This is a genomic window from Halanaerobium saccharolyticum (assembly GCF_004362045.1).
In the GTDB taxonomy this organism is placed as follows: Bacteria; Bacillota; Halanaerobiia; order Halanaerobiales; family Halanaerobiaceae; genus Halanaerobium; species Halanaerobium saccharolyticum_C.
This window is the reverse complement of the sequence record NZ_SNWX01000015.1, coordinates 1-25,658: the sequence shown is the minus strand read 5'-3', so window position 1 is coordinate 25,658 and position 25,658 is coordinate 1. Positions and strand designations below refer to the sequence as shown.

At 33.6% G+C, this 25,658-nt stretch carries 29 protein-coding genes; 1 reads left to right on the top strand and 28 read right to left on the bottom strand.

The window, feature by feature from the left end; genetic code table 11:
- Positions 1-4 precede the first annotated feature (4 nt).
- The 27 genes from DFR79_RS09795 to cdaA form a co-directional block, all read right to left on the bottom strand.
- Positions 5-367 carry a (2Fe-2S) ferredoxin domain-containing protein gene (locus DFR79_RS09795; RefSeq protein ID WP_133515312.1) on the bottom strand — a complete coding sequence of 121 codons (363 nt, stop codon included), beginning with the start codon at positions 365-367 and terminating at the stop codon, positions 5-7.
- Positions 367-924 (bottom strand): ATP-binding protein, encoded by a 558-nt coding sequence (locus DFR79_RS09790; RefSeq protein ID WP_133515311.1) that lies wholly within the window; start codon positions 922-924, stop codon positions 367-369. Before DFR79_RS09790 ends, DFR79_RS09795 begins: the two co-directional genes overlap by 1 nt.
- A gap of 1 nt (position 925) precedes the next feature.
- Positions 926-1,408, bottom strand: coding sequence for an NADH-quinone oxidoreductase subunit NuoE (nuoE, locus tag DFR79_RS09785; RefSeq protein ID WP_133515310.1), 483 nt, complete (start codon positions 1,406-1,408; stop codon positions 926-928).
- 22 nt (positions 1,409-1,430) lie between these two features.
- Positions 1,431-2,171: a PHP domain-containing protein gene (locus tag DFR79_RS09780; RefSeq protein ID WP_133515309.1), complete on the bottom strand. Its 741-nt coding sequence runs from the start codon at positions 2,169-2,171 to the stop codon at positions 1,431-1,433.
- A complete protein-coding gene (locus DFR79_RS09775; RefSeq protein ID WP_133515308.1) occupies positions 2,172-2,501 on the bottom strand; it encodes a serine kinase in 330 nt (109 codons plus the stop codon).
- Positions 2,491-3,825 (bottom strand): [Fe-Fe] hydrogenase large subunit C-terminal domain-containing protein, encoded by a 1,335-nt coding sequence (locus tag DFR79_RS09770; RefSeq protein WP_133515307.1) that lies wholly within the window; start codon positions 3,823-3,825, stop codon positions 2,491-2,493. The genes DFR79_RS09775 and DFR79_RS09770 overlap by 11 nt, the downstream gene beginning before the upstream one ends.
- 19 nt (positions 3,826-3,844) lie before the next feature.
- On the bottom strand, positions 3,845-4,279 hold the full coding sequence (locus DFR79_RS09765; RefSeq protein ID WP_208107526.1) for an ATP-binding protein: 435 nt from the start codon (positions 4,277-4,279) through the stop codon (positions 3,845-3,847).
- A 17-nt stretch (positions 4,280-4,296) separates the two neighbouring features.
- Entirely contained in the window at positions 4,297-4,671 is a 375-nt protein-coding gene (locus DFR79_RS09760; RefSeq protein ID WP_133515306.1) for a hypothetical protein, read from the bottom strand.
- A gap of 180 nt (positions 4,672-4,851) precedes the next feature.
- The gene (locus tag DFR79_RS09755; protein ID WP_111572463.1) at positions 4,852-5,202 is read right to left on the bottom strand and encodes a type II toxin-antitoxin system PemK/MazF family toxin; all 351 of its coding nucleotides are present in this window, start codon (positions 5,200-5,202) and stop codon (positions 4,852-4,854) included.
- The gene (locus DFR79_RS09750) at positions 5,183-5,488 is read right to left on the bottom strand and encodes a CopG family transcriptional regulator (protein ID WP_243727765.1); all 306 of its coding nucleotides are present in this window, start codon (positions 5,486-5,488) and stop codon (positions 5,183-5,185) included. The genes DFR79_RS09755 and DFR79_RS09750 overlap by 20 nt, the downstream gene beginning before the upstream one ends.
- Positions 5,489-5,581: 93 nt before the next feature.
- A complete protein-coding gene (locus DFR79_RS16115) occupies positions 5,582-5,728 on the bottom strand; it encodes a hypothetical protein (RefSeq protein ID WP_166638025.1) in 147 nt (48 codons plus the stop codon).
- A 197-nt stretch (positions 5,729-5,925) separates the two neighbouring features.
- The gene (locus DFR79_RS09745; RefSeq protein WP_133515304.1) at positions 5,926-8,175 is read right to left on the bottom strand and encodes an IGHMBP2 family helicase; all 2,250 of its coding nucleotides are present in this window, start codon (positions 8,173-8,175) and stop codon (positions 5,926-5,928) included.
- A gap of 16 nt (positions 8,176-8,191) precedes the next feature.
- Positions 8,192-8,734 carry a dCTP deaminase gene (dcd, locus tag DFR79_RS09740; protein ID WP_133515303.1) on the bottom strand — a complete coding sequence of 181 codons (543 nt, stop codon included), beginning with the start codon at positions 8,732-8,734 and terminating at the stop codon, positions 8,192-8,194.
- An 11-nt stretch (positions 8,735-8,745) separates the two neighbouring features.
- Positions 8,746-10,350: an NAD(P)H-hydrate dehydratase gene (locus DFR79_RS09735; protein ID WP_133515302.1), complete on the bottom strand. Its 1,605-nt coding sequence runs from the start codon at positions 10,348-10,350 to the stop codon at positions 8,746-8,748.
- A gap of 4 nt (positions 10,351-10,354) precedes the next feature.
- Positions 10,355-10,732, bottom strand: coding sequence for a holo-ACP synthase (acpS, locus tag DFR79_RS09730; RefSeq protein WP_133515301.1), 378 nt, complete (start codon positions 10,730-10,732; stop codon positions 10,355-10,357).
- A gap of 241 nt (positions 10,733-10,973) precedes the next feature.
- A complete protein-coding gene (locus DFR79_RS09725) occupies positions 10,974-11,630 on the bottom strand; it encodes an HAD family hydrolase (RefSeq protein ID WP_133515300.1) in 657 nt (218 codons plus the stop codon).
- A 26-nt stretch (positions 11,631-11,656) separates the two neighbouring features.
- On the bottom strand, positions 11,657-12,598 hold the full coding sequence (locus DFR79_RS09720) for a carbohydrate kinase family protein (protein ID WP_133515299.1): 942 nt from the start codon (positions 12,596-12,598) through the stop codon (positions 11,657-11,659).
- 41 nt (positions 12,599-12,639) lie between these two features.
- A complete protein-coding gene (locus tag DFR79_RS09715; RefSeq protein WP_133515298.1) occupies positions 12,640-13,029 on the bottom strand; it encodes a VOC family protein in 390 nt (129 codons plus the stop codon).
- Positions 13,030-13,112: 83 nt separating this feature from the next.
- The gene (locus tag DFR79_RS09710; RefSeq protein WP_133515297.1) at positions 13,113-14,162 is read right to left on the bottom strand and encodes an NAD(P)-dependent alcohol dehydrogenase; all 1,050 of its coding nucleotides are present in this window, start codon (positions 14,160-14,162) and stop codon (positions 13,113-13,115) included.
- A 48-nt stretch (positions 14,163-14,210) separates the two neighbouring features.
- Positions 14,211-15,200 (bottom strand): LacI family DNA-binding transcriptional regulator, encoded by a 990-nt coding sequence (locus DFR79_RS09705; protein WP_133515296.1) that lies wholly within the window; start codon positions 15,198-15,200, stop codon positions 14,211-14,213.
- A gap of 81 nt (positions 15,201-15,281) precedes the next feature.
- Positions 15,282-16,223 (bottom strand): ABC transporter permease, encoded by a 942-nt coding sequence (locus tag DFR79_RS09700; protein ID WP_208107525.1) that lies wholly within the window; start codon positions 16,221-16,223, stop codon positions 15,282-15,284.
- A 1-nt stretch (position 16,224) separates the two neighbouring features.
- Complete coding sequence (locus DFR79_RS09695) at positions 16,225-17,727, bottom strand: sugar ABC transporter ATP-binding protein (RefSeq protein ID WP_133515295.1); 1,503 nt, start codon at positions 17,725-17,727, stop codon at positions 16,225-16,227.
- Between the two features lie 66 nt (positions 17,728-17,793).
- Positions 17,794-18,741, bottom strand: a complete 948-nt coding sequence (locus DFR79_RS09690; RefSeq protein ID WP_208107524.1) for a sugar ABC transporter substrate-binding protein — start codon at positions 18,739-18,741, stop codon at positions 17,794-17,796.
- 823 nt (positions 18,742-19,564) lie between these two features.
- Complete coding sequence (glmS, locus tag DFR79_RS09685; protein ID WP_133515293.1) at positions 19,565-21,388, bottom strand: glutamine--fructose-6-phosphate transaminase (isomerizing); 1,824 nt, start codon at positions 21,386-21,388, stop codon at positions 19,565-19,567.
- 362 nt (positions 21,389-21,750) lie between these two features.
- Positions 21,751-23,103: a phosphoglucosamine mutase gene (glmM, locus tag DFR79_RS09680; RefSeq protein ID WP_133515292.1), complete on the bottom strand. Its 1,353-nt coding sequence runs from the start codon at positions 23,101-23,103 to the stop codon at positions 21,751-21,753.
- A gap of 108 nt (positions 23,104-23,211) precedes the next feature.
- On the bottom strand, positions 23,212-23,601 hold the full coding sequence (locus tag DFR79_RS09675) for a hypothetical protein (RefSeq protein WP_133515291.1): 390 nt from the start codon (positions 23,599-23,601) through the stop codon (positions 23,212-23,214).
- Entirely contained in the window at positions 23,601-24,386 is a 786-nt protein-coding gene (gene cdaA / locus DFR79_RS09670) for a diadenylate cyclase CdaA (RefSeq protein WP_243727763.1), read from the bottom strand. Before cdaA ends, DFR79_RS09675 begins: the two co-directional genes overlap by 1 nt.
- Before the next feature lie 125 nt (positions 24,387-24,511).
- Here cdaA and DFR79_RS09665 point away from each other — a divergent pair, with 125 nt between their 5' ends.
- The gene (locus tag DFR79_RS09665) at positions 24,512-25,237 is read left to right on the top strand and encodes a hypothetical protein (RefSeq protein ID WP_133515289.1); all 726 of its coding nucleotides are present in this window, start codon (positions 24,512-24,514) and stop codon (positions 25,235-25,237) included.
- Positions 25,238-25,310: 73 nt separating this feature from the next.
- Here the strand turns inward: DFR79_RS09665 and DFR79_RS16110 are convergent, their stop codons facing one another.
- The gene (locus tag DFR79_RS16110; RefSeq protein ID WP_166638024.1) at positions 25,311-25,472 is read right to left on the bottom strand and encodes a hypothetical protein; all 162 of its coding nucleotides are present in this window, start codon (positions 25,470-25,472) and stop codon (positions 25,311-25,313) included.
- Between the last annotated feature and the right edge of the window lie 186 nt (positions 25,473-25,658).

The following is a 25,658-nucleotide window of genomic DNA, read 5'->3' as shown; positions in this document are numbered from 1 at the left end:
ATTCTTAGTTGTGTCGGGCGATTACTAAATCAGTTACTATATTACCATTTACTACATGTTCTGTAATAATCTTTTGTACATCTGCTTCACTTAAATTTCCATAAGTAATTCTTTTTTTACCAGGAAGTTTAACATCGATTAGAGGTTCTTTTTCGCACATACCAATACATCCGGTTTGAGTTACTCTGACATCAAGATCGCGTTTTTCAATTTCTGCCAATACAGCCTTTAAAATATCTCTGGCTCCTGCTGCAATACCACAGGTTCCCATTCCAACAATAATTTCTGCTTTTGTTCCCTGATCACGCTTTTTCATTTCCTTCTGTACTTTATTTCTTAATTCCTTTAATTCTGCTAAAGATTTCATTAAAAAGCTTCACCTCCGCGGATTTCTGCTAAATTTTCTCCAATATATTCTCTAATCCAGGAAATTATCTGCCTGGACTGAATTGAAAGATCTTCCAACTCTGCTTTAATTTCTCTGCTGTCAAATTTGAAACTATTTTCCTGATATTGATGTTGATAAATAATATCTACCTGATCACCATTGGCTGCTATAAAATTACTGAGAGTAGTTGTCATATCTCCCAGAGGAGCTCGATCAATATGATCATATTCAAACTCTGCTGTTACCCTGGTACCCTTATCAATTTGAGAATCGATTTCAAATCTCCCTCCACAACTTTCGGCAGCTGCTTTAAATAAAGATAGACCCAGACCAACTTCTCTGGTAGTTCTGGAAGTAATAAAGGGATCAGTAATCTCATTTAATTTTTTTTGAGAAATACCATTACCATTATCTTTAATCACTATTTTTAATAAATTAGTTTCTATCTTTTCTTCAATCTTAATTTTTATTAAATCGGCTTCTGCTCTCCGAGAATTTTCAATAATATCTAAAATATGAAGAGATAATTCCCTCATTTTATTTATACTTTGCCATAATCTCAGGAACTTTTTCTGGAGTTAAACGGCCGTGGGTATCATCATTGACCATAATAACTGGAGCCAGACCACAGGCACCAATACAGGCTACAGATTCAAGTGTAAACTCTAAATCATCAGTTGTTTCTCCTGCTTCAATTCCCAGTTCATCTTTAATAGCATTTAAAATACCTTCTCCACCGCGAACATGACAGGCGGTTCCCATACAGACACGAATAATATTATTACCTCTTGGCTGCTGATGGAACTGACTGTAAAATGTTACAACCCCATATACCTGACTTAAAGAAAGGTTTAAACCCAGGGCAATTTCTTTCATAACCTCTTCTGGTAAATAACCATATTCTTCCTGTGCTTCCTGTAAAACCGGAATTAAGTATCTTTCTTTTTTTTCATAACGTGATAAAATCTCTTTTAATGGCTCTAAAAACTCTGCTAATTTTTCTTCTGTCATCTCTGCCATCAATAATTACCTCCTTGATAAATTAAGTTTTAATTAATTCAATCTTTCTGCCTTCTTCTTTTTGGACAGCCTTTTTAAATTCTATAAATGAAAACTCCTTAACTATCAGCCTCTGATAGGCTTTAATTTCTTTAAGATAGTGGCTGTCAGAATTCTGCATAAACTGCAGTTCATTTAAATAAGAAAATTTTTCAAGTACTATTTCCGGCTTAGTATTTTTGGATATTTCAGCTGTAATTAAATTCAGCTCAGGGGGTATAAAACCCAGCTGAGAAATAATACTGTGCTTTCGATCCAGATGAGAAGGTACTGCTATCCCACCCAGTTCTCTAACTTGAGCAAGACACTGTTCCAGACTCAAATCAACAGCTCCTGCAAGTAAGTGTTTTACTTTTGCCTGATAGTCATCCTTAAAATCACACTTTATTTGGGGCCCAAAAAAATCCTCATCGTTTTTCTGTTGCGGCAGCCTTCCATAAACAATTTCCTGCCATTTCAGAAGACTTTTGAGATCTGGAAAATAACACAAAATGTGAATTTCTTCTTTTGTCTCAGCCTCCATAGCTGGAATAAATTTCAAATTATGCTTTTCACAAAAAAACTCAAAAACTTCTACATTTTCTGCAGTATTATGATCTGTTAAAGCTGCAACTTCAACCCCTTCTTTTTTAGCTTTTTTTACTATCTCTTCCGGGGTCATCAATAAATCACCACAGGGAGATAATACAGAATGAAGATGAAGATCAGCTTTTAATTTTAGCATTTAAATTTTACTTTCACAAAAACTGCAGGCTAAGGCATAACTTTTTTTTCTGGTTTTTAACAGATTAACTCCTTTTTGGCAGGCTCTCTGGACTGCATTTTCTTCATAATCAAAGTCTTCCACCAGTATCACAGCAGCCAGCTCTACTAATAAAGCTACAGCTACCACATTTTGATGTCCCTGGACTGTCAACCAGAGATTCCCCTGTTCAGCTCTTGCCATTACATTACTCAAAAGATCACCGATATAAGCTCCATCAATTTCTTTGTCCAAATCTGGCCCAGCAACTACTTCTAAATTAAATTGATCTACCAGTTCTTTAACTGTCATCTGCTTCCTCCTTTTTAGATCCCATGACCGGCGGTAACTCATTTGCCAGAATCGAAAGATCATCTGCCAGTCTGCCAAGCTGTTCTCTAAGCATAAATATACAATCAGTTCTGCTGGCGCGCCCGTTAATTACATCCTCGGCAAAAGTCTTGCAGTCTGGAGCACCACAGGCTGCACAATCTAAACCGGGTAAGATTTCTATTTCTTTCTGCAGCTGCTCCAGTTTCTGCATTGCTTTCTTAAAATCATTATCCAGTTTCGAAACATTATCTGCAGTAATTTTATTAGAAAGAGCAAAATTATAAAATTCATCATCTTTTCTGATTAAATCAATATTCTGTTTTTGCATAATCTCTCTAATTTTTTTTATTCTTTCTTCTAAATTAAATTGAGATTGAAAGGGGTTAATGACATTCAAAACTCCTCCAATACATCCATTGGTACAGGAGGTGAGTTCAAAATACCTAATTGCTTCTGGAATATTATTTCTTTCTATTTCATCCAGCAGCTTTTTGACCTCAGAAATTCCAGAAACACTTAAAGTGTTGATATTCTGCCAGGATTTTAAAATACTTTCTTCTCCACCTTCACTTCCCCAGAGTGTAGCTAGGGTTGTAAGTTGATTTTCTTCTTCCTCTAAAACAATGTCTTCCAGTGACTCATATATATTTTGATAGATATTCTCTACCCCAATAGCACCACTTAAAAAACTTGTTTTCTGACCGATCGCTCTCTGGACAGTAGTTAATTTGGCCGGACAGGGAGTTAAAAAGAAAATATCGGGCACAATGTTTTTTTCTTCTTTAAATTTTCTTTCAACCCTTTCGGCAATCAATTCAACTGGTGATTTAAGAGGGATTAACATTTCAATGAGATCAGGGAACTGAAGTTTAATTAATCTAACAATTACCGGACAGGAAGTAGAAATATAAGTTCCGGAATTATTATTTAAAAAATCAAGTGTTTTACGGGATAAAGCGGCAGCAGCATCAGCTACATCAAAAACTTCCTTAAATCCTAATTTTTTAATAGCTTTTTTTATTTTCTGTGCAGATATTTTTGCAGAAAACTGGCTGTAAAAGCTTGGAGGAATCAGTAAAATCGGATATTCGGACTCCAAAATTTCGGATAGTTGATCTGTTTTAGTGTATTTAGCATGATACTCACAGGCCCTGATACATTCTGCACAATCAATACAGAGATCTTCTTTAATCCAGGCCTTTCCCTGATGTACACGGATTGCCTTTGTTGGACAGCCCTTAACACAATTTGTACATCCCTCACATTTTTCTTCTTTTAAGAGCACAGAATGCTTTTTGGTCATTATTAACCTCCTGCTGCGATTAATTAGTTAGATTAATTATTACTTTCACATGGGTTCCCTCTTCTTTAGATGATTTAACATCAATCTGATCTGCATATCGTTTTACATTGACCAGTCCCATCCCGGCTCCAAATCCCATTTCCCTGATTTCATCACTGGCAGTAGAATAACCTGCTGTAAAAGCTTTATCAAGATCTTCTATTCCCGGGCCACTGTCATCAACCCTGATCTCCAGCTCCTCTTCCGAAATTAAAGCTGTGAGTTCTCCTCCCAGAGAATGAATTACCACATTCATTTCTAATTCATAGGTAATAATTGCTGTTTTACGAACAGTTTGAGATGGAACTCCCAGTTTGCGCAGAATATTTTTTAAATTACTTGAAGCTTCTCCCCCACTTTGAAAATCAAAACTTTCAATTTCTTTATTCAATATTTGTTGTTTTTGCAAAGACAAAATCAACTCCTGACAAATTATTTGGAGGTTTCTATATAATTCATCTCTTCCGGTCCAATCCCACTTTTATACAAAAGACCACAGGCTTCAAATAAAGGCTTGTCTGTGGAATAAAGAAAAATATTTAATTGATTGGCTAAAGAAATAGTCTCAATCTGTGGTTCTTTTCCTCTGACAAATATAATCACCTTAATCCCCACCATTTCAGCAGTCCGTACTACCTGAGGGTTAGTTAAACCAGTAAGCAAAAGAGTCTTTTCATTCGAAAAAGCCAGCACATCACTCATTAAATCTGCACCACAGGCGTTTTTTACCTCAAAATCATCTTTTCCTCCAGGCTCCTCAAAGATAGTTTCAGTTTTAAGAAGAGATTTGACCGTTTTTAGATTCATTTTTAACCTCCATAATTAAATAATATCTTATTTTTGCCGTTTTTGCAATTTGTAAAATATTTCTATACATCTCGATTGTAGTGATAATATTCACTTTAACCAATAAAAAAATACCCATCAAAAGTATATGATATTTTTTTCACACTGTCAAGCAGAAATTTCTCAATAGATAAAAATGTATTATAAATCTATTAAGCCGAGGCTTATTTCCAGTGATTGATTTACGTCTTCGATCACATCTTCACCAAGGTGAGCTATATGACGCTGTAATCTCTTCTTATCTAAAGTTCTGATCTGTTCTAATAAGATAACAGAATCTTTATCCAAATTGTTGTAATCAGCTGGAATCTCAACATGAGTTGGCAGCTTAGCTTTGTTAATCCGGGAAGTAATCGCAGCCACAATTACAGTCGGACTGTACTTATTACCAATATCATTCTGGATAATTAAGACTGGTCTTACTCCTCCCTGCTCAGAACCTACAACTGGATTTAAATTAGCGTAAAAAACATCACCCCTTTTTACTTTCAATTTTTTCACACTCCACCAGTCTCTGTTCATAGCATAAGTATGAATAACAGTCACTAGATAAACCTTCATCAGCTAATTGTTGATTTAGACCGGCCATTTTTTTATAACCATCACGAAGATGATTGCGAACCTCTTCTTTTTTCAATTCTTTTAAATAATATTTAACTGCCTGATTTAGAAATGCATTTCGCTTCTGATTATTGTGTTTACAATAATACTCAATTTCTTCCACAATGTATACGGGAAGTTCAATCTTTAATTTTCTGCTTTCTGACAACAGACACACCTCCACTGCTTTTCAGCTGTTTTTTCCTACCATTTGGTTGATATTAATCAATTTAACAGCTAGATTTTTGAAAAATGAAGAAAAAAGATGAGACTAATTAGCCCCATCCTTAAGTAGAGAAACATTTCGAATAAGATCTTCATTTACTGCAGCCATTTTTTCATAGCCCTTAACCATTGCTCTGGCAATCTCTTCTCTTTCACTTTTACTAAAGTTTTTCTTGCGGCGCAGCCTCTCCACTTCCTGATCACCTCATCCTAAAATAATTTCGAAATACTTTTAGACACTCTAATTATATCTTAAAATTTGAATAGTGTCAACAAAAATATCCCTTTAAATTACTGATATTACTGGGATCAATCATTTTTTTATATCTCTGTAAAAGCTCTCCAGAGAAATATAATATCTGGATATTTAATGATAATTTTAGAAACTAACTAGAGTTTATAATAGAGGCCACTTTTTTTAATATATTTAAGCAGTTTATCATATGCATCATGCTCACAGATTGTGCTGCTGTCACCGATAAAAATCATTTTTCTTTTAGCCCTGGTTAAAGCAACATTAAGTCGTCTCAAATCTCTTAAAAAACCAATATTATTTTCTTGATTGCTGCGGACAGCAGAAAAAATAATCATTTCTTTTTCTCTTCCCTGAAAAGCATCAACTGTATCAATTTCAACATTTTGAAATTTATTATGCTGATTTATTAAATCAACCTGATCTTTATAAGCTGCAATCACCGCAATATCATCTTCTGACAGAGAAGATTTAAGAGCTCGATCAAGGATATCAAGTACAATTTCTGATTCAACAGGATTATCATAAGAATTTGAACCTTCAAAGGACCTTTCCGCTGACTTCATTTCTCTGGTGTCCAGAAAGACCAAGGGATATTCCGATTTTAATGATTTATCTGTAAAACAATCCTCATTAGATATTTCAACTCCCAGATCATCTATTTTCTGTTCTGCTGCAGAAGCAGCTGCTTTAAGGTTGTTATTGTAAAAATAAATACTGGAAAAACCCATAATTTTTCTATTCATTCTATACTGAATTTCCAGCAGAGAGCTGAGATCTTCCTGATAATTTTCAATTAACTTTTCAAATAAGGAAACCCTTAAACCATTTTCTGCGGCTTCCTGATTGACAACTGTCGGAGGCAGCTGTTTATGATCACCGATCAAAATCGTTTTTTTAGCTTTTAGATAAGGGATTAAAGCAGCCGGTTGTGTCGCCTGAGTTGCCTCATCTATTACACTTAAATCAAACTCCCTGTTTTCTAACAATTCAGAACCGGCTGTAATATTGGTAGTGCATATAACATCAGCCTGATCCAGTAGTTCTTCTACAGCTTTATTTTCCAGCCTTTCTATTTCTTTAAAATACTTATCTATCTTCTCCTGCAGCTCCAACCAGCTTGCCATCTCATCAATAACCTCAGGACTGATCCCTCGAACATGATGTTCCAAGTCTTTTTCTGCATAATTTTTTATTTCCTGGTCTGATAAACCTCTTCTGTATTTTCCACCAGGATAAATATAAGATTCCTGTTTGTTGATTAAATCAGAAACTTGATCTCGCAATTTTTCTGCGTCTAAATAATCCTGATGTTCTAAAACTATCTCATCTAAGGTATGTTCCCTTAATTTATTAGTCACTCGAATTGGATGCCCAATTCTAATTACATTAAGCTCTTTTTCAGCCAGCAGTTCCAGCAAATTATCAACTGCTGTATTCGAATCTGCCGCTGCCAGAACCTTATCACCCTGTGCAGCAGCCTTAGCTATCAGTTCCACTGCTGTTACAGTTTTACCGGTTCCAGGAGGCCCCTGAATTAAATAAATATCCTCTGCAGCCAGCGCATTTTCTACTGCATTTTTCTGAGAAGGATTAAGAGAATCAAGTTCTAATTCCTTTTTCTCAGCAGATCTTGCTCTTTCTCTATCCAGCAGGATATCTCTTTTTCTCTGCTGCAGCTCGTTTTCGGGATTTTTTATTTTATCCAGAGCAGTAAACATTCTCTGGAAAGTGGTATCATTAACAAACAAATCAAGTCTTACCCCTTTATTATAAATAAACTCAGGGGGGTGACTCTCAAAAGCAGCTGTGATCGAATAAGATGTTTTTTCTACCACTGTCCCGGTAGGATTATCTGGATGTAAAGGCTTTTTTAGACTGATCATTACTAAATCTCCAGGAGTTATCTGGGTCTCTGCCAGCCGTTCTCCCTGATATTTAGAAGTAAATTTTACCAGAGGTCGGTGGCCGAAAGTGGTGCCATTATCTTTTCCGTGTAGATCTAATAATGTTCTCCCTTTTGCCTGTCTTTCTCTGGCCGATAAATATTTTATTTCCAGCTTATGTCTATCTATTTCTTCCTCTCTTTCTAAATCCACTAATTTATGAAATTTATTATAATAATTTATAATTTCTTTATCAATTAAGTCATCCTGATTTTTAGCACTTACCTGAACCTGAACTCCACCAATCTGATTATTATCCATGGCTTCAATAATTTGAGAGGCAGAATCCCAGTTCACCTCTACCTCAGCTTTATTATTTCTCTGGTCTATATTAATTTTACCAATATCATCACTTGCTGTCCCGGCTTCATTGATAAAAGCACCTACAATGTCACCAGGTCCAATACTTTTATCTATATTCGAAATAACTAATGTTACCATAACTACACCTCCAGGTCTATCTCTTTTTATTTTCTGGATCTTTAAAAACTCTGGTGCCAACTGTATTTTTCTGCCCCTGATATTTTCCCCGGTATGGGTTATCTGCTTTATTATCCATCGAGGCGAAAACAAGCTGACAGATTCTGCGATCAGCTTCCAGTTTTATCGGAAGTCTGTTTGCATTATAAAGTTCCAGAGTAATCTGCCCTTCAAATCCGGGATCAACCCAGCCCGCATTTTGAATAAAAAGCCCCATTCTACCAATAGAACTTCTTCCTTCAACAAAGGCAGTTAAATTATCGGGTAGTTTAATATATTCCTTTGTTGTAGCAAGTAAGAATGAATGCGGTGGAATAATAATTTCTGAACCTTTTACTTCTTCGTAATGTACCTGATCGTTTAAAGTCATTAAAGGCAGAGAATTTTCATCTACTTTAAGAAAATCATCACCCAGCCTCATATCAACAGAAGCTGGTTGAATCTGCATTTCATCAACAGGATCTATAATAAGTTCTTTATTTGCTAACATTTTTTTTATTGTATTATCTGATAGTATCATTATTTAACTCCTTAATATTTAATTTTTAAAAAATTCCATACTTCTGGCAATAAGTCTATTAAATCACCTGATTTTAAGCCAAAATCACTTTTTTGCTCTGCTGCCAGTTCTCCGCTTCTACCATGAACATAAACAGCCAGTGCGGCCGCTTCAAAAATAGGCATCCCCTGACCAATCAGGGCAGAAACAATACCTGTTAAAACATCACCACTACCGGCAGTAGCCATTCCGTTAGTCCCTGTCTGGTTAAGATAGGCCCTACCATCAGCTGCTGCAGTAACTGTTGCAGCCCCTTTGAGAATAATATTAACCCTGTATTTTTTGGCAAAATCTGCAGCGATTTTAATTCTATTTTGATTGATTTCCGCAATTGATTTATCAAGCAGCCTGGCCATTTCTCCAGGATGAGGAGTAATTAATATTTCCCCGTCATATTTTTTTAATAAATCTAGATCTGTAATTGAATTAAGTGCATCAGCATCAAGTACCAGCGGCAGACTCAGGTTTTCCAGGATACCTCTGATAACTTTTTGGGTGGCCTGATTATTACCCAGACCCGGGCCAGCTGCCAGCAGATCTGCTTTTGCACTAAAATCTAAAATCCTGGCAAGTGACTGTTCTGCTATGATTCCATCACTGGAAGCCAGAGGAATGCTTAAAAGCTCCCTTAATTGATTTGCAATCCCAGCTTCGACCTCAGCTGCTGTCAGAAGATAAACCAGCCCGGAACCACTTCTCAGAGCTGCTTCTGAGCTTAAAAGGGGAGCTCCCCCCATCCCTCTGGAGCCAGCCAGAAAAGCAATCTTGCCAAAAGTACCCTTATGCCCGTCATTTTTTCTAGACGGCAGTAAAGATTGAGCTTCACTTCTGGTAAACAACTTAAGATCTTTACTATTTTTAGCAATTACATCTTCTTTAATTCCGATATCTACTACTTCAACTCTGCCGGCATAATCACTGCCGGGATATAAAAGCAGTCCCCGTTTATAGGCAGCCATGGTTACAGTATAATCAGCCTTAACCGCTCTCCCGGCTACACTTCCATCTTCCCCGTTAATCCCGGAAGGAATATCTACAGCCAGAACCTTTTTGCCATCTTCTTCAACTACCTGATTTATCAAAGCAATTATTTCTTTACTGTTACCTCTAACTTGACCTTTGATACCTGTTCCCAGCAGAGCATCGATGATAAAATCACTATGCTTTAATTTACTCAATAATTTTTTCGAATTTAAATCATCAAATTGATAGTATTTAAGATTATGATAAAGACAGAGTTCAAAATTTTTCTTGTTGATACCAGAAAGATCCTCCACAGCGGCAGCAAGAACTATCTCAACCCGATAACCTTTACTGGCCAGAAATCGAGCTGCTGCCAGACCATCTCCCCCATTATTGCCCTTACCCACCAGAATTGTAATTCTAAAATTTTTATTTTTTTTCTTTTCAGATTTTTGATAGTAATTAACTCTGTTCAATAATTTCTCTTCTATAATTTTGTCTGCAAATTCAGCAGTTTCCCGGGCTGCAGACTCCATCAATAAAATTTCTGGAACACCAGCCTCTATAGTTTCCTGATCACACTTTGCCATTGATTCTGGAGTCAAAACATACATTCTTTTAAGCTCCTTCCAAAATGATTTGTGCTACACTGTATTCTTTTTCGTGAGAAATACTCAAAAAAATATTGTTTACTCCTAATTCTACTGCTCTACTAGAAGTATTATTAAATAATCTAACTTCCGGTTTCCCCAGTTGATTATTAAATATCTCGATATCATGCCAGCTGTTTTTGCGCATTCCCGTACCAAGGGCTTTAAGTACTGCCTCTTTGGCAGCAAAACGAGCAGCAAAAGAGGGAGTGGCATTAACTTTATTATAACAATATTCAATTTCATTATCTAAATATATTTTTTTTAAAAACCGCAGTCCATATTTTTTAATCAAGCTTTCTATACGGCTATTTTTCACAATATCTATTCCGGTGCCAATTATCATAACATTTCCTTTCTACTTTACATTTCTACTATTAAATAAGTTGTCTATCATAATTATATTAAAATTCTCACCTAAATGCAAAATACTTAAGCGTTTGATTGTCTCAATCAGGCTTTAAAAATAGATTTCCCCCGAAAAAGAAAAAAGCCCATTTAAATTAAGCAGACTCTCACTTAATCTAAGGGCTTTAAATTTTCTTTATTAATATTATTTTAATGGATTAAATTTCAAAGATAAATATTTAATTATTAATTTTCTCCAAAAAATTAGGCAATTCACCTAGATGATTTAATTCTTTATAAGCCATTTTTTTTACTTCATCAGGTACATTAACTATATCTTCAATTAATATTACATTAATATTTGCTTTATCAGCAGCTAAGATTCCATTAATTGAATCTTCTAGAATTAAAGTTTCTTTTTTATTTATGTTCATTTTTTCACAACATTTATTAAAAATTTCTGGATTGGGTTTGCTTTCTTTTACTTCATCTCCTCCAATTATAGAATCAATTTCTCCATTTAAATCAGCTGATCTAAGATAAAATTCAATAGTTTCTTTAGAACTGGATGAAGCAACAGCGATCCTATAATCATTTTCTTTCAAATATTTAATAGTCTCATTTAATCCTTTTTTTATAGGCACGCCATCTTTCTTTATTTTTTTAGCCATAATTTTACCTTTTCTTTTTCTCATTTTATCATAAGAAAAATCAGACCCAAATTTATCTTTAAAAATATTTTTTGTAGTATTTATATCTGTGCCAATAAGCTGGTCAAATAAATCCTCATCAAAATTATATCCTTTTTCTTTCCCTATATTCTTCCATATCGTTTTAGAAAGTTTCTCTGTATCAAACATAAGACCATCCATATCAAAAATAATTCCTTTAATCATTATTATTACTCCTATTTTAGGTAATTTTATAGTTCTAATTCCTGTACTTCTGCTAATGTAGGTAATGCAGCCATTGCACCACTTGCTGATGCTGCCAGCGAACCTGAATAATTGGCAAATTTTAAAGTTTTCTCTAAAAACTTATTATCAATTTCTGTAAGGGTTAAATCGACCTTATTAAAATTGTATAAAACTCCAGACATGAAAGCATCTCCAGCCCCAGTTGTATCTACTGCATCTACCTTAAAGGCTTCTACAAAACCAAGCTGATCTTTAAAATAATATGAACCTTTACTGCCGCAGGTAATGAATATTACTGGGATATCATATTCAGCTTTTAACTCCTCTGCTCCTTTTTTAATATCTTTTTCCCCTGTCAAAAATTCAAGCTCTTCTTCTGAAACTTTTAAAATGTCAATCTTATTCATAACAGATAAAATTATTTCTTTTGCTTCAGCAAGAGAATCCCAGAGCATTTCCCTTAAATTAGGATCATAAGAGACCAACATCTCGTTTTGATGTGCTAGCTCTATCCCTTTTTTTGTTGCAGTTCTTGCTGATTCATCGATTAAAGAAATTGAACCGAAATGATAGATCTTATTTTTTTTAAATAATTTGCTGTTAATCTCATCTGCTCTCAAAAATCGATCAGCACTTGGATCTATGTAAAAATCAAAGCTCCTGTCTCCATCTTCATCTAGAGTAACAAAAGTAATTGCTGTTTTTGCTTCCTCAGTTAAAATCAAATTATCAATATTAACCTTTTCTGTCTGTAATTTTTTTGCTAAAAAGTTACCTAAAACATCATCTCCAACCTTACCGATAAAACTAACATCTATCCCCAATCTGCTTAAAGCAACAGCAACATTTGCTGGAGCTCCTCCAGGGTTTTTACGAAAATCCATGTTCTGATCATCTAATGGTGTAAAGTCAATTAAAGCTTCTCCTAAAGTTATTACTCCCTGCATTGAAAATCTCCTTCCCAAATCTGATTAACAATTTTTTCAACTTAAAGCATTTCTGAAAACTCAATTTGTTCATTATTTGGTCCTTTAATAGTAAAAAATTTAACTCCATTTTGCCAGAAAGGCAAAAAATTAATCTCTTTATCTAAAATATCATAATTCTTTTCCATTAGTTTTTTAAATACTTCTTCTACATCGTTTACATCTATTGCAATATGATTAATAGATCCCGTTTGAGATAATTCTGTACCCTCCTGATATGTTTCTATAACTAAATTTTTTAACTTTAAAAAAGCAACATCAAGATTTCCAGAATCATCAGTTGTACTAAAAGCCAAATCAAAACCTAGACCTTGATAAAAATCAACTGTTTTATTAATATCAATTGTTGGTATTCCTACATGTTGAATTCCTGAAGCTAAGTCTTTTAACATAAATTTACCCCCTTAATTATTTAAAATGGTTTACCAGTAATATTTAAATATTACTGGTAAACCTTTAATTTTATCAATATTATTTAATCACCAATTTTTATAACTGCTTTAACAACATCCTTCTTATTATTAACACTATAGTCCATAGCTTTTTGAACATCGTCAAGCTCAAAGATATCTGTTACAACACCTTTTAAATCTACTTTGCCAGCTGCTACTGCATCAATAGCAATTGGATACTTATGTTTATATCTAAACACTGTCTTAAATGTTAATTCTTTATCCAGAACCAAACTCATTGGTAAAGTCATTTCTCCTGAATTACTATAACCTACCAGAACAATATTTGAACCTTTCTTGGTCATTTCAATACATTGTCTAGTAGTTATTTCAGTCCCAGCTGTTTCAATCGCTAGATCACAGCCTTTACCACCAGTAATTTCTTTAACTTTTGCTACAGCATCTTCTTCTTTACCATTAATAACTCCAGTTGCACCTAATTCTAAAGCTTTTTTCAACCTTTTTTCTAAAATATCAACTACATATACTTCTTTTAAGCCCATAGCTTTTAAGGCCATCATGGTTACTAAGCCAATACAACCAGCCCCCATTACTACAGCGGTTTGACCTATTTTTGCATCTCCCTGAAAGGCAGCATGAAATCCAACAGCAAGAGGTTCCATTAAGGCTCCCTCTAAAGTGCTAACATTATCAGGTAACTTAAAAGCTAAATCAGCTTCATGTGCTACATATTCCTGAAAAACACCATCTATTGGTGGAGTCGCGAAAAACTCAACATCTGGACATAAATGATAATCTCCTCTTTTACAGAACTCACATTCTCCACAAGTTTTTCCTGGTTCCAAAGCTACTTTATCACCTACTTTTAAGTGAGTTACATTTTCACCAACTTCCACAACTACTCCACCAGGCTCATGCCCTAAAACAAATGGTGGTTCAACAACATAATCTCCAATTGCTCCATGTTCATAATAATGCATGTCAGATCCACAAATCCCTACATACTCAAGTTTAATAAGAACTTCATCTTTATCAGGAGTTGGAATATCTCTTTCTACAAAACCCATTTCCCCAATACCTTCCATTACAGCTACTTTCATTTTCCCTTCCATTTAATACACATCCTTTTATAAATTTATTTTTAATATCTTTATTTAATATCAGCAAGATGAACGAATAATTAGTTCATTTTCAAGTCTAACATCTTCAAAATTTTTCTTTTTATCAGAAATACGATTTAGAATTAATTCAGCAGCTTTGATTCCAATTTCATTAATCGGTTGTTTTACTACAGATAGAGGAGGATCAGTAATTGTAGCCCACTCATAATTGTCATAACCAATAATAGCAATTTCTTCAGGAATCTTAATATTTTTTTCTTTAAGGAAATTCATAGATCCAACAGTCATTAAATTGTTTGTTACAAAAAGTGCAGTAATATTTGTAGAGTTTATTAATTCCTCAGTCAGTTCATAACCACTATCAAACTTAGAATCCCCAATTTTAATTAAATTTTCGTCGATCTCAATATTATAATCAGTTAAGGCCTTCTTATAACCATTTAATCTTTCTGTAGAAGTTGTTAAACCAGGAAGGCCAGTAATAATTCCAATCTTTTCATGACCTTTTTTGATTAAATGTTCAATTGCCTGATAAGACCCCTTTTCGTTATCTACAAGTACACAATCTCCTTGGTTAAAACCATCAGGCTTTCTATCAATAAATACTATAGGATAATCTTTAGATTCTTCTTCTAAATAACTGTGATCATTTGCAGATGGTGCCATAATTAAACCGTCAATTAATTGGGATTGATATACTTTTAACTGCTCTTTTTCTTTTTCAATTCTTTCATCAGAATTACTAACAATTAAATTATATCCTTTTTCACTTAAAATCACTTCTATTTCTCGTGCGATTCTTGTAAAAAATGTATTACTTATATCAGGGACTAAAAAACCAATGATCTTTGATTCCTTACTTCTTAATAATCTAGCAGCAGAATTAGGATGATAGTCTAATACTTTCATAGCTTCAATTACTTTATTTTTTGTATCTTCAGCTACAAATCTTGTTTCATTAATTACATGAGAAACTGTAGCCGTAGATACACCAGCTTTTTTTGCTACATCTTCCATTCTTGCTTTCATTTAATTCACTTCCATTTCAAAAATTTTCTTATAAAATTATACGCTTATAAATTTAAATAAGTTATAAATTATTAACTTGCTTTAATCACTAGCTACTACAAATCTTTGATAACTGTCAAATCCAACAGCAAACATTAATACCAGGCCTTTAATAACCAACTGATAGTAAGAATCTATATTCATTAATACCATTCCGTTACTTAAAACTCCCATAATAAGTACACCTGCAACAACATTATAAATTTTACCATAACCACCAGTTATACTTACTCCACCAAGCACAACAGCAGTTAATACATCGAGTTCAAAACCCTTACCAGCAATAGCCTGTCCAGAGTTTGTTCTGGAAAGCATAACTATACCTGCAATACCAGCAAATAAACCTGATAGAGTATAAACAAGATATTTAACCCTTTTAACATTGATACCAGATAATTCAGATGCTTCCTCATTACCACCAACAGCGTAAAAATATCTTCCAAAATATGTTTTGTTTAAAATAAAGGCACCTATTGCCATTATAACAATCATTATAATTACTGGAACAGGGACAAATCCTACATAACCCTGTCCTATTACAGAGAATGATTCTGGAAATCCAAAAATTGGAACACCACCTGAAATTATAAAGGCTAAACCTTCCAAAATTGTTAAACTTGCTAAAGTTACAATTAAAGGAGGCATTTTAATATTTGCAATGATCCAACCATTCATAAACCCAATTGAGGTACTAACAGTTAAAGATATAAGAATAGCAAAAATCGGGTTCATACCAGCTTTAGCCATTAACCAGGCACCTATAATGTTTACCAAACTAATTTGTGAGCCAATTGATAAATCAATACCACCTAATAATAATACAAAAGCCATTCCCACTGCAGCAATTCCTAACATAGAACTTTGTCTAGCAATATTAATTAAATTACCTGGGTTTAAAAACGCATTACTATTAAGACTAAAAAATATAATAAGAACTATTAAAGCTATATAAATTCCATACTTTCTAACTTTGGCTAAATCCATCCTAATCACTCTCTCTTTCAGTTTTTGATGCATAATTTAAAATCTTTTCCTGACTGAATTCATCTTTTTGTAACATCCCAGTAATTTCTCCTTCAGCAAGTACCATTATTCTATCAGACATCCCTATTAATTCTTCCATTTCTGAAGAAATAAGAATAATTGTTTTACCTTCAGCAACAAGCTGATTTATTAATTTATAAATTTCAAATTTTGCTCCTACATCAATACCACGAGTTGGCTCATCTAAAATAATCAAATCTGGATTTGAGGCTAGCCATTTTGCTATAACGACCTTTTGTTGGTTACCACCACTTAAATTTTTAACTTTTTGCTCAAGATTAGGTGTTTTTATGTTCATTTTTTTTCTATAATTACTAGAGATATCTATTTCTCTTGTTTTATCTACTACAGAGTAAGAAGAAATTCTTTGCAAAATTGACATGGAAATATTTCCCTTAATATCTATATCTAATAAAACACCCTGCTGTTTCCTATCTTCTGGTACTAAAGCTATCCCATAATCAATCGCTTCTTCTGGACTTTTTGGTGATATTTTTTCACCTTTATATATAATTTCACCTGATTCAATTTTAGAATAACCAAAAACTAATTCAGATAATTCAGTTCTACCTGCTCCAATTAAACCTCCAAAACCTAAAACTTCACCTTTTTTTACTTTAAAAGAACAATCATAAACTCCATTACCAGTCAAATGATTTGCTTCGAGTAAAATATCATCTTGTATATTACATTCCCGAGGAGGAAAAGTTTCTTTCAATTCTCTACCAACCATCAAATTAATAAGCTCATCAACATTAGTTTCATCAGTATTTAATGTTTTTATTTTTTCTCCATCTCTAATTACTGTAACTCTATCACCTAATCTAAATACTTCATCTAATCTATGAGAGATATAAATAATAGTTACACCTTGTTTCTTAAGTTTATCTACCATTTCGAATAAATGTTTTAACTCTGATTTAGTTAAGGGTGCTGAGGGCTCATCCATAATTAATATCTTTGCATTTTTTGATAAAGCTTTGGCTATTTCAACAATTTGTTGATATCCTACTGTAAGATTTTTAACCAAGGTTTTTGGGTTTATATCTATTTTTAATTGATCAAAAATTTTTTGAGATTCCTCTATCATTTTTTCTCTATCTATAACTATGCCATTTCTGATAGCATTACCAAGAAAAATATTTTCAGCCACACTTAGTTCTCCTACTAAATTAAATTCCTGATAAATAACTGAAATTCCATTTCCCTCTGATAATTTAGGATTCATCTCTGAAAATTCATTACCTTCAACTATAATTCTACCTTCATTAGGAGATATTGCTCCTGTACAAGTTTTAATTAAAGTTGATTTTCCAGCTCCATTCTCACCAACTAGAGCATGTACCTCTCCTTTTTTTATATCTAAAGAAACATTATCAAGAGCTGTTACACCTGGATATTTTTTTGTTATATTTTTTAATTGGAGTATAATGTTATCTTCCATAATTTAGCTCCTCTCTGTTTATTTTATAGACGGCCCCTCATGAGGGGCCGTCTTTTAATAATTTACTTACTCTTTTTCATCATAATATTGATCTACATTTTCTTGAGTCACAGGAATAAGTTCTCTATAAACATTCTGAGGTACTTCTTCACCACTAAGAAGTTTTTGAACATATCCATAAATAACTTTTGACATTTTTTCTGCGTCTCCAGTGATTAGAACAGACATTCTATTTGCTTCATTATTCATCATAGCTTTTAATTCTTGATCTGTTGCATCTGCAGCAAAGATACCAAAATCCTCAGTTAATTTGCCTGCAGCTTTTACAGCCTCATTAGCACCTACAGCTCCACCTCCACCGATAGCAGCAATAACTTTCATATTAGGATGTGCCTGTAAAAATGTTTCTGTTTTTGCAATACCTTCTATAGGATTAATTGCACTTGCTTTAGCAACTATTTCTGCATCAGGAGCCTTTTCGTTTATTGCATCAACAATTCCGTCTCCTCTTTGTTTCAATATCTGAATTTGAGGATAAGTTAACACTCCAACTTCTGCTGTTCCTCCTAGTTTTTCATTAATCCACTTTGCTGCATGACTTCCAATCATTCTACCAAGTTCATAGTTGTCAATAACCCAGTTCATGTTAGAATTTTTAAGCTTTTCATCCCAACTAAAAACTTTGATACCCTGATCCATGGCTCTTTTTAGAGGCTCTTCAACAGCAGTTTTTTGAGCTGGATGTACTATCATTACATCAACACCACTAGCAATAAAGTTTTCAATCTGGCTTACCTGTTTTGCTGCATTACTATCACAATCTACAGCTGTAAATTCTCCACCATCTGCTTCCACCAATTTTTCAAGTTCAGTTGCAGTAGAAGCCCAGATCTGATTGCTTAAATCCTGTACTGTCATACCGACACTAAAATCCTGAGCTGAAGCCATACCTGTAAGTGAAACTAAAGCAAAAAACACTGCTGTTAAAACAAATACTGATTTTAAATTTCTCATTAAAAATTCCTCCATTTTTAATAGTTTTAAAATTTTGATTTTTAGTTATTTTTTCCCTTAAAATACAATGAAACAATTACTAACTTATGTTATTAACTTCACTAACTGGGACCTCACCTCCTTTAAATATTTTTAAAATCAAAAAAATATTCATTTAATCGTTTGCGTAATCCATTAAATAGATTATACAGGAACTTTTTTGAATTGTCAAACATTTGCTGAAAATTATTTAATCGTTTGCGTAATCCATTAAATAGAGTGCAAAATTTTTATTTTATCAAATACTTTAAAATAATATTTTCTGTGATTAAATAGTAATTTTTACCATTAAAATAAATAGACACTATAATTTTGTATAATTCTACTTTATTTAATCAAATTGCTATTAATTTTTCACAAATAAAGTATCATCTTTCAAAACTTTTTTTCGCATATAATAAGCTTCATAACAGATATAAAAAAATCTATTATCTTTTTATTTGCTTTTTTTAAGGTTTTTCATAAAATCTCCCATATTATCTTCTTCAAATCAGTTTATCTATTAAGCTCAGCAATATAATTCATTTAATCCTTTACGTAATCGATTAAATTTATTTTACAATAATTTATTTTGATTGTCAAACTTTTTTAACAAATTTAATCCCAGATAAATTTTAAAAACTATTCAATACTTTTACTAAGATATTATTAGATCTATTTTTTGAAGATGCAAATCATTCATACATTCTAATTAGAAATAACCGGAGCTCTGGTTTAGGCTAAAACCTAAATCAGAGCTCCGGTTAATTAAGAACTTCTTATTTGAATATATATAGTTTTGTTCCTATTCTACAGTTACACTTTTGGCCAGATTCCGCGGTTGATCTATCGCGCATTCTCTTTCAACTGCTACATAATATGCCAGCAGCTGCAGAGGAACGGTTGAAAGAATACCTGTTAATAAATCGTTGGTAGCAGGTATTTCAAATCTGTAGTCAATATCATCCAGATCTTTTTCTCCCTCAGTTACTACAGCAGTCACAACTCCATCTCGTGCTTTAACTTCTTTGATATTACTTAAGGTTTTATCAATAACATCAGGCTGAGTAGCTACAGCAATCACCGGTACTCCTTCTTCAACCAGAGCCAGAGTTCCATGCTTAAGTTCACCAGCAGGATATGACTCTGCGTGGATATAAGAGATTTCCTTAAGTTTAAGTGAAGCTTCTTCTACCACAGCATTATCTAGACCGCGGCCAATATAAAATATATTCTCTCGCTCAGCATAATTACCAATCTGAGCTTTAATCTCTGCTTCATTTTTTTCTATAACTTCTTTTATTTGTTCTGGAATGCGTCTGAAGCTGCTGATTATTTCTCTGCTTTTATCATCCTTTAATAAACCTTTAATCCGGGCAAAATAAATCGCCAGCAGATATTGGACGGTAATCATTCCAATATAGGCTTTGGTAGAAGCTACAGCTATTTCTGGACCTGCATGAATATAAATAACATCATCTGATTCCCTGGCAATTGTACTTCCAACTACATTACAGATACCAATAATCCGGGCACCTTTAGCTTTAGATTCTCTCACAGCAGCCAGAGTATCAGCTGTTTCTCCAGACTGACTGACTACAATTACAAGGGTATTCTCATCAACAATAGGATCTCGATATCTAAATTCAGATGCAATTGCAACCTCTACTGGAATTCGGGCCAGCTTTTCAATAGCATACTTCCCTACTAAACCAGAATTATAGGCAGTTCCACAGGCAACTATATATATTTTATTATACTCATTCAATTCTTCCTGCTCCATATTAAAGCTATCAAATTGCACATCTGTCGCTGTTAGACGACCATTGATACATTTTTTGACTGTTTCTGGCTGCTCATGGATTTCTTTTAACATGAAATGATCATATCCACCTTTTTCAGCCATCGAAGCTTCCCAGTCAACATTAAATACTTCTTTGTCCAGTTCTTCACCTTCTACGGTATAAGTTTTAACACCCTGATGTTCAAGTACCGCCATTTCGTTATCATCTAAAATATAAACACTTCTGGTATGATCCAAAATAGCAGGAATATCAGAACCGATAAAATACTCATCTTCACCTAAACCAATAATTAGAGGACTGTCTTTCCGTACAGCAACAATTTTTTCCTTCTCTTTTTTTGATAATACAGCTATTGCATAAGAACCTTCCAGCAAAGCCACTGCCTTACGGACAGCTTCTTCTATATTCCCCTGATAAAATTTGGAAATTAAATTAGGGATAACTTCTGTATCAGTTTCCGAATCAAAAATATAACCTTCCTTTTTTAATTGATTTTTCAATTCCAGGTAATTTTCAATTATTCCATTGTGGACAACCACAAATTCTCCTTCTGAACTCTGATGAGGATGAGAATTAGGGGTTGAAGGCTTACCATGAGTTGCCCAGCGAGTATGTCCAATCCCTACATTTCCTCGAGGAGATTTCTGTTTAAGTATTTCTTCCAGGCTGTTTAACTTACCTTTCTTTTTAACTAATGCTATTCCCTGGGTTTCCTGAACAGCAATCCCGGCTGAATCATAACCTCTATATTCTAACTTTTTTAAACCTTCCAGTAAAATCGGTGCTGCATCTTTTTTTCCAATATAACCAACAATTCCACACATATATTTTAACCTCCATTATATTCGTATCTTTTAAATCAATTATTTTTAATATTTATTTACACAATATTTAACTGTCAGCTGCTGTTTATCTCCTCTGTCTCAACAATTACCTGCTGATTTTAAGAAATAAACTTAAGGTAAACAGCCTCTACCTGAAGGCATCCGCCGAAGATTCGATAACCTTCTTCCTCGTCCACCTGATTAAAATACCGCTGCAATCAGGTTCTGGCGCTTTATCATCATCTTTTTTTATACTCACCTCCTTTATCTGTTTTTAAAGTGCTAATAATTTAGCATTTTTAACTAAATAGCAGCAAATACAAACTTAATTTTATTATGAATTGCTATAAATAGCAAACTATTTAGTTCAATTCTTCACTAATTAATTGAGTTAATTTTGCTTCCCATTTATTTAAAAGTTCTTCTTCCTTACCTTCCAGCATTACTCTAATCAGAGGTTCGGTTCCGGAAGCACGGACAAAAACCCGACCAGAAGTTCCGATCTCCTTTTCTGCAGCTCTAATTTCAGCTCCAATCTTAGTGTTTTGCTCCCAGTCTTTTTTCTGACTGACCTTTATATTTGCCAGGAGCTGGGGCCAGTAACTCATAACTTTTTTTAATTGAGATAAAGGCTTATCTCTCTTTTTTATTATTGCAGCAATTTTAACTGCAGTTAAAATTCCATCACCGGTTGTGTTGTATTCACTAAATATAATATGTCCTGATTTTTCTCCACCCAGTTTATAATTATTTTTCAGCATTTCTGCCAGCACATACCGATCTCCATTTTGGGTTATTACCAGATTAGCTCCCACTTCTGCCAGACTTTCTTTTAATCCCAGATTACTATATTTGGTGGTAACCACTGTCTTCTTATTTAATTTGTTTTTAGCAATCATCTCTCTAGCAGCAACTGCCATAATATTGTCGCCTTCTACAATCTCACCTTTTTCGTCAATTAAAATTACTCTATCTGCATCACCATCGTGAGCAATACCTAAATCAGCATCGGTCTCTATTACTTTTTCTGCTGCCAGCTCAGGAGCTGTCGAGCCACAATTAACATTGATTTCTGCACCATTTGGATGATTGTTAATTACAACTACTTCTGCTCCCAGTGACTTAAAAACAGCCGGTGACGCCTGATAAGCAGCACCATTGGCACAGTCAATTACTACTTTTAAGCCATCCAGTTTTTGTTCAGTACTCTTAATTACAAAATTAATATATTCCTCAATCCAGTCATACTTTTCTTCGACCAGCCCAATCTTATTATCAATTGGATAGGGTAATTCTTCCGAATGATCATTAAAAATTAGCTCTTCAATTTCTAATTCCGCCTGGTCACTGAGTTTAATTCCATTCTGATCAAAGAATTTAATTCCATTATCAGCAGTTGGATTATGAGAAGCAGAAATCATAATTCCACCAGCTACGTCTTTCGACCTACTTAAAAAGCAGACACCAGGAGTCGGAATTATTCCCAGCCTGTAAACATCAATTCCCACTGAAGTCAAACCAGCCATCAGTGCAGCCTCCAGCATATCACCAGAGAGTCGGGTATCCTTCCCAATAATGACTACCGGCCGTTCCTGTGCTGAATTTCTTGTCAAATAATAACCACCAATTCTACCCAATTTAAATGCCAGCTCACCTTTTAACTCGTGATTGGCAACACCGCGCACACCATCAGTTCCAAACAATTTCTTCTCCAAATTTTCCACCTCAGTTATTAATATTGATCTTACTCAACCAGTATTGAACATTAAATTTCGAATTTTTACTATGCAAATTAAATATCAGCTCAATATATTACAGTTTAATCATTCATCTTCTCTTGCAATATTGACAAGTAAATACCCGGGATCAACCCCAATCAACCTTGCTGAACTAGGTAATTTGACCTCAATTATTTTCATATTATCACCTGGCTTAACATTACGCAAATCAACATAGGCAGTAATATCATCTCTGCTCAGCTGAGAAAAATATGAAACATAATCAATTCTGATTACAGCACGCTCAACAGACATTGATTCTATCTGATAGCCTTCAGGTAAATTTCTAACTTCAATATCCACTAAAAATGATGCTGCCTGTTCTTCACCATAATTAAAAATATTGGCAGTTTGATTACTTGCATAACCCCAGAGTAAAACAGCAATTACAAACGCTAAAATTAACCTCTTTTTATTTTCAGTTAGAGAAAACATTAGAAATGCCTCCTCATAAACGATTTTTCTTTAGATTTTTCAAAACCGTGGGTCAGTGATTCTCTCAGTTCAGCTTTATCAAGATGACGGCTTAACTTTCCGTCTTCAGCAATTGAGATTACACCTGTTTCTTCGGAAACTACTAAAGCCAGGGCATCAGATTCCTCGGTAATACCGATTGCCGCTCGATGCCTTGTTCCCAATCTTGGATTAATGTCAGAACGAGTAGAAAGATTCAAAAAACAGCTGGCTGCCTGAATCTTACCATTCTCAACGATTAAAGCACCATCATGGAGAGGAGATTCGTGCTGAAAAATACTAAATAAAAGCTGTTTGCTAATTGAAGCATCAAGCTCTATTCCTGTTTCAATGTAATTTTTTAAGCCAACTCTACGCGAAATAACAATTAAAGCTCCAATCTTTTTTTCTGACATATCTGCCATAGCCAGAACAATCTCGTTGATTTCCTTTGGACCCCAGTTCTGCCAGAACTGTTCTTTAAGAAAACCGCCTCTTCCTATCTGTTCTAAAGCTCGTCTCAATTCCGGCTGAAAAACAATTGGAAGTGCAACCATAATAATGGTTAAAAAACTGTCTAAAAACCAGTTAACAGTATTTAGTTCTAAAAGCTGAGCCAGGAGGGCGACTAAAAAAATCAAACCCAGTCCCTTAATCAACTGGACAGCTCTTGTTCCGGAAATAATATTAAGTAAATAATAAATAATAAACGCAATTATAAAAATATCCAATAAACTTGTTATAACCTGCCAGGACAATTTTATCACCTCTTACTATAAATATTCGGCAAACAACAACTTAAACCCTGCTTATTTTTAAAATCACCTTAAAAAAATAATTTTTTAAAGGAATCATCTATTTTTAATAGAAATAAGAGAGAGGAGGTGATAATTTGAAAAATAATATTTTTTCCGATAAACGAATTAATTATAAAGACTTTTTAATAATTATTGTCGCCTGGTATTTTATTACTTTAAGCAGTTATTATATTATAGAAAAAGATTTCACCTCACTAATTTTTATTAATGAAATCTTAGCTTTTGCAATTAATGTGCTCTCCCATATTGTTTTTTTGTTCATAATTTACAGTTATTTTAATTTACTTTATGATTTTAGCTTTGCTGATCTAGGATTTAAGTTTAAAAAAGAAAAAGTTAATTTCAAAGCACTATTTTATATCTTTCTCCTGTTAACAGCTGGTGTTATCTTAATTAATCTTAATTATAGACCTGAAGTTGAAAGCAGTTTTTTCCCTCTTCAGTTAGGAGAAAACATTTTCAGAGTAATTTATAGTGACCTACCACTCCTGGTTATGGTTTTTATTATTCTTTTTTTTACAGCCAGTGTAGAGCAATTTTTATTTAATAAAATAATTTTTTCACTATTTGATCTATATTTACCCGGTTTTATAGCAGTTATCTTTAGTGGTTTATTTGCCTCAGTCTTATTTCTAGAATTTAATCCAGCCTTTATTTTAATAATTTTTGTTTCAGTAATTATCAGTAATTATCTCTATCTTATAAGCGATTATAATCTCTTTACACCAATTATTTTTTACAGCTATTTTTTAACACTCTACATAGTCTTTATCTATGGTTTTGATTTTGTAATAATTTAAAAAAATTATATAATAACATAATAATAACATAAAAGGCCGGCCCAGGGCCGACCTTTTTAAATTCTTATTTACTTTACTCCCACAGCTTAAAGATACTATTTACCTGGTTAATTTTTGCTGCGATCTTTTCATCATTATGATTATGATATAAGTCTCCACTACACTTCTCACAATATAGTGCACCAGACCAGTTCTGACTTCCACAAACATTACATTTTACATTTTTATTTCTCATTATTAAGCCCTCCTTATAGTGTTATAGTATTATATGAGCTTAATTAGAGTATAGCAGTACTTATAACAGCTGTCAAGTTAATTTTTGAAAAGATTGTGTCAAGTAGCTTTTGGAAATAGATTAAGACTCCCTTTAAATATTTTAGAATGCAAGAGACTTTATTGCTCTCTGCAATCCACTAACTTT

What these genes read in the sequence shown, in the direction of transcription:
- DFR79_RS09795 (WP_133515312.1), bottom strand. Translation starts at nt 367, where the DNA reads ATGAAATCTTTAGCAGAATTAAAGGAATTAAGAAATAAAGTACAGAAG.
- DFR79_RS09790 (WP_133515311.1), bottom strand. Translation starts at nt 924, where the DNA reads ATGAGGGAATTATCTCTTCATATTTTAGATATTATTGAAAATTCTCGG.
- nuoE (WP_133515310.1), bottom strand. Translation starts at nt 1,408, where the DNA reads ATGGCAGAGATGACAGAAGAAAAATTAGCAGAGTTTTTAGAGCCATTA.
- DFR79_RS09780 (WP_133515309.1), bottom strand. Translation starts at nt 2,171, where the DNA reads ATGCTAAAATTAAAAGCTGATCTTCATCTTCATTCTGTATTATCTCCC.
- DFR79_RS09775 (WP_133515308.1), bottom strand. Translation starts at nt 2,501, where the DNA reads ATGACAGTTAAAGAACTGGTAGATCAATTTAATTTAGAAGTAGTTGCT.
- DFR79_RS09770 (WP_133515307.1), bottom strand. Translation starts at nt 3,825, where the DNA reads ATGACCAAAAAGCATTCTGTGCTCTTAAAAGAAGAAAAATGTGAGGGA.
- DFR79_RS09760 (WP_133515306.1), bottom strand. Translation starts at nt 4,671, where the DNA reads ATGAATCTAAAAACGGTCAAATCTCTTCTTAAAACTGAAACTATCTTT.
- DFR79_RS09745 (WP_133515304.1), bottom strand. Translation starts at nt 8,175, where the DNA reads ATGGTAACATTAGTTATTTCGAATATAGATAAAAGTATTGGACCTGGT.
- dcd (WP_133515303.1), bottom strand. Translation starts at nt 8,734, where the DNA reads ATGATACTATCAGATAATACAATAAAAAAAATGTTAGCAAATAAAGAA.
- DFR79_RS09735 (WP_133515302.1), bottom strand. Translation starts at nt 10,350, where the DNA reads ATGTATGTTTTGACTCCAGAATCAATGGCAAAGTGTGATCAGGAAACT.
- acpS (WP_133515301.1), bottom strand. Translation starts at nt 10,732, where the DNA reads ATGATAATTGGCACCGGAATAGATATTGTGAAAAATAGCCGTATAGAA.
- DFR79_RS09725 (WP_133515300.1), bottom strand. Translation starts at nt 11,630, where the DNA reads ATGATTAAAGGAATTATTTTTGATATGGATGGTCTTATGTTTGATACA.
- DFR79_RS09720 (WP_133515299.1), bottom strand. Translation starts at nt 12,598, where the DNA reads ATGCAGGGAGTAATAACTTTAGGAGAAGCTTTAATTGACTTTACACCA.
- DFR79_RS09715 (WP_133515298.1), bottom strand. Translation starts at nt 13,029, where the DNA reads ATGTTAAAAGACTTAGCTTCAGGAATTCAACATGTAGGAATACCAACA.
- DFR79_RS09710 (WP_133515297.1), bottom strand. Translation starts at nt 14,162, where the DNA reads ATGGAAGGGAAAATGAAAGTAGCTGTAATGGAAGGTATTGGGGAAATG.
- DFR79_RS09705 (WP_133515296.1), bottom strand. Translation starts at nt 15,200, where the DNA reads ATGAAAGCAAGAATGGAAGATGTAGCAAAAAAAGCTGGTGTATCTACG.
- DFR79_RS09700 (WP_208107525.1), bottom strand. Translation starts at nt 16,223, where the DNA reads ATGGATTTAGCCAAAGTTAGAAAGTATGGAATTTATATAGCTTTAATA.
- DFR79_RS09695 (WP_133515295.1), bottom strand. Translation starts at nt 17,727, where the DNA reads ATGGAAGATAACATTATACTCCAATTAAAAAATATAACAAAAAAATAT.
- DFR79_RS09690 (WP_208107524.1), bottom strand. Translation starts at nt 18,741, where the DNA reads ATGAGAAATTTAAAATCAGTATTTGTTTTAACAGCAGTGTTTTTTGCT.
- glmS (WP_133515293.1), bottom strand. Translation starts at nt 21,388, where the DNA reads ATGTGTGGAATTGTTGGTTATATTGGAAAAAAAGATGCAGCACCGATT.
- DFR79_RS09675 (WP_133515291.1), bottom strand. Translation starts at nt 23,601, where the DNA reads ATGTTTTCTCTAACTGAAAATAAAAAGAGGTTAATTTTAGCGTTTGTA.
- DFR79_RS16110 (WP_166638024.1), bottom strand. Translation starts at nt 25,472, where the DNA reads ATGAGAAATAAAAATGTAAAATGTAATGTTTGTGGAAGTCAGAACTGG.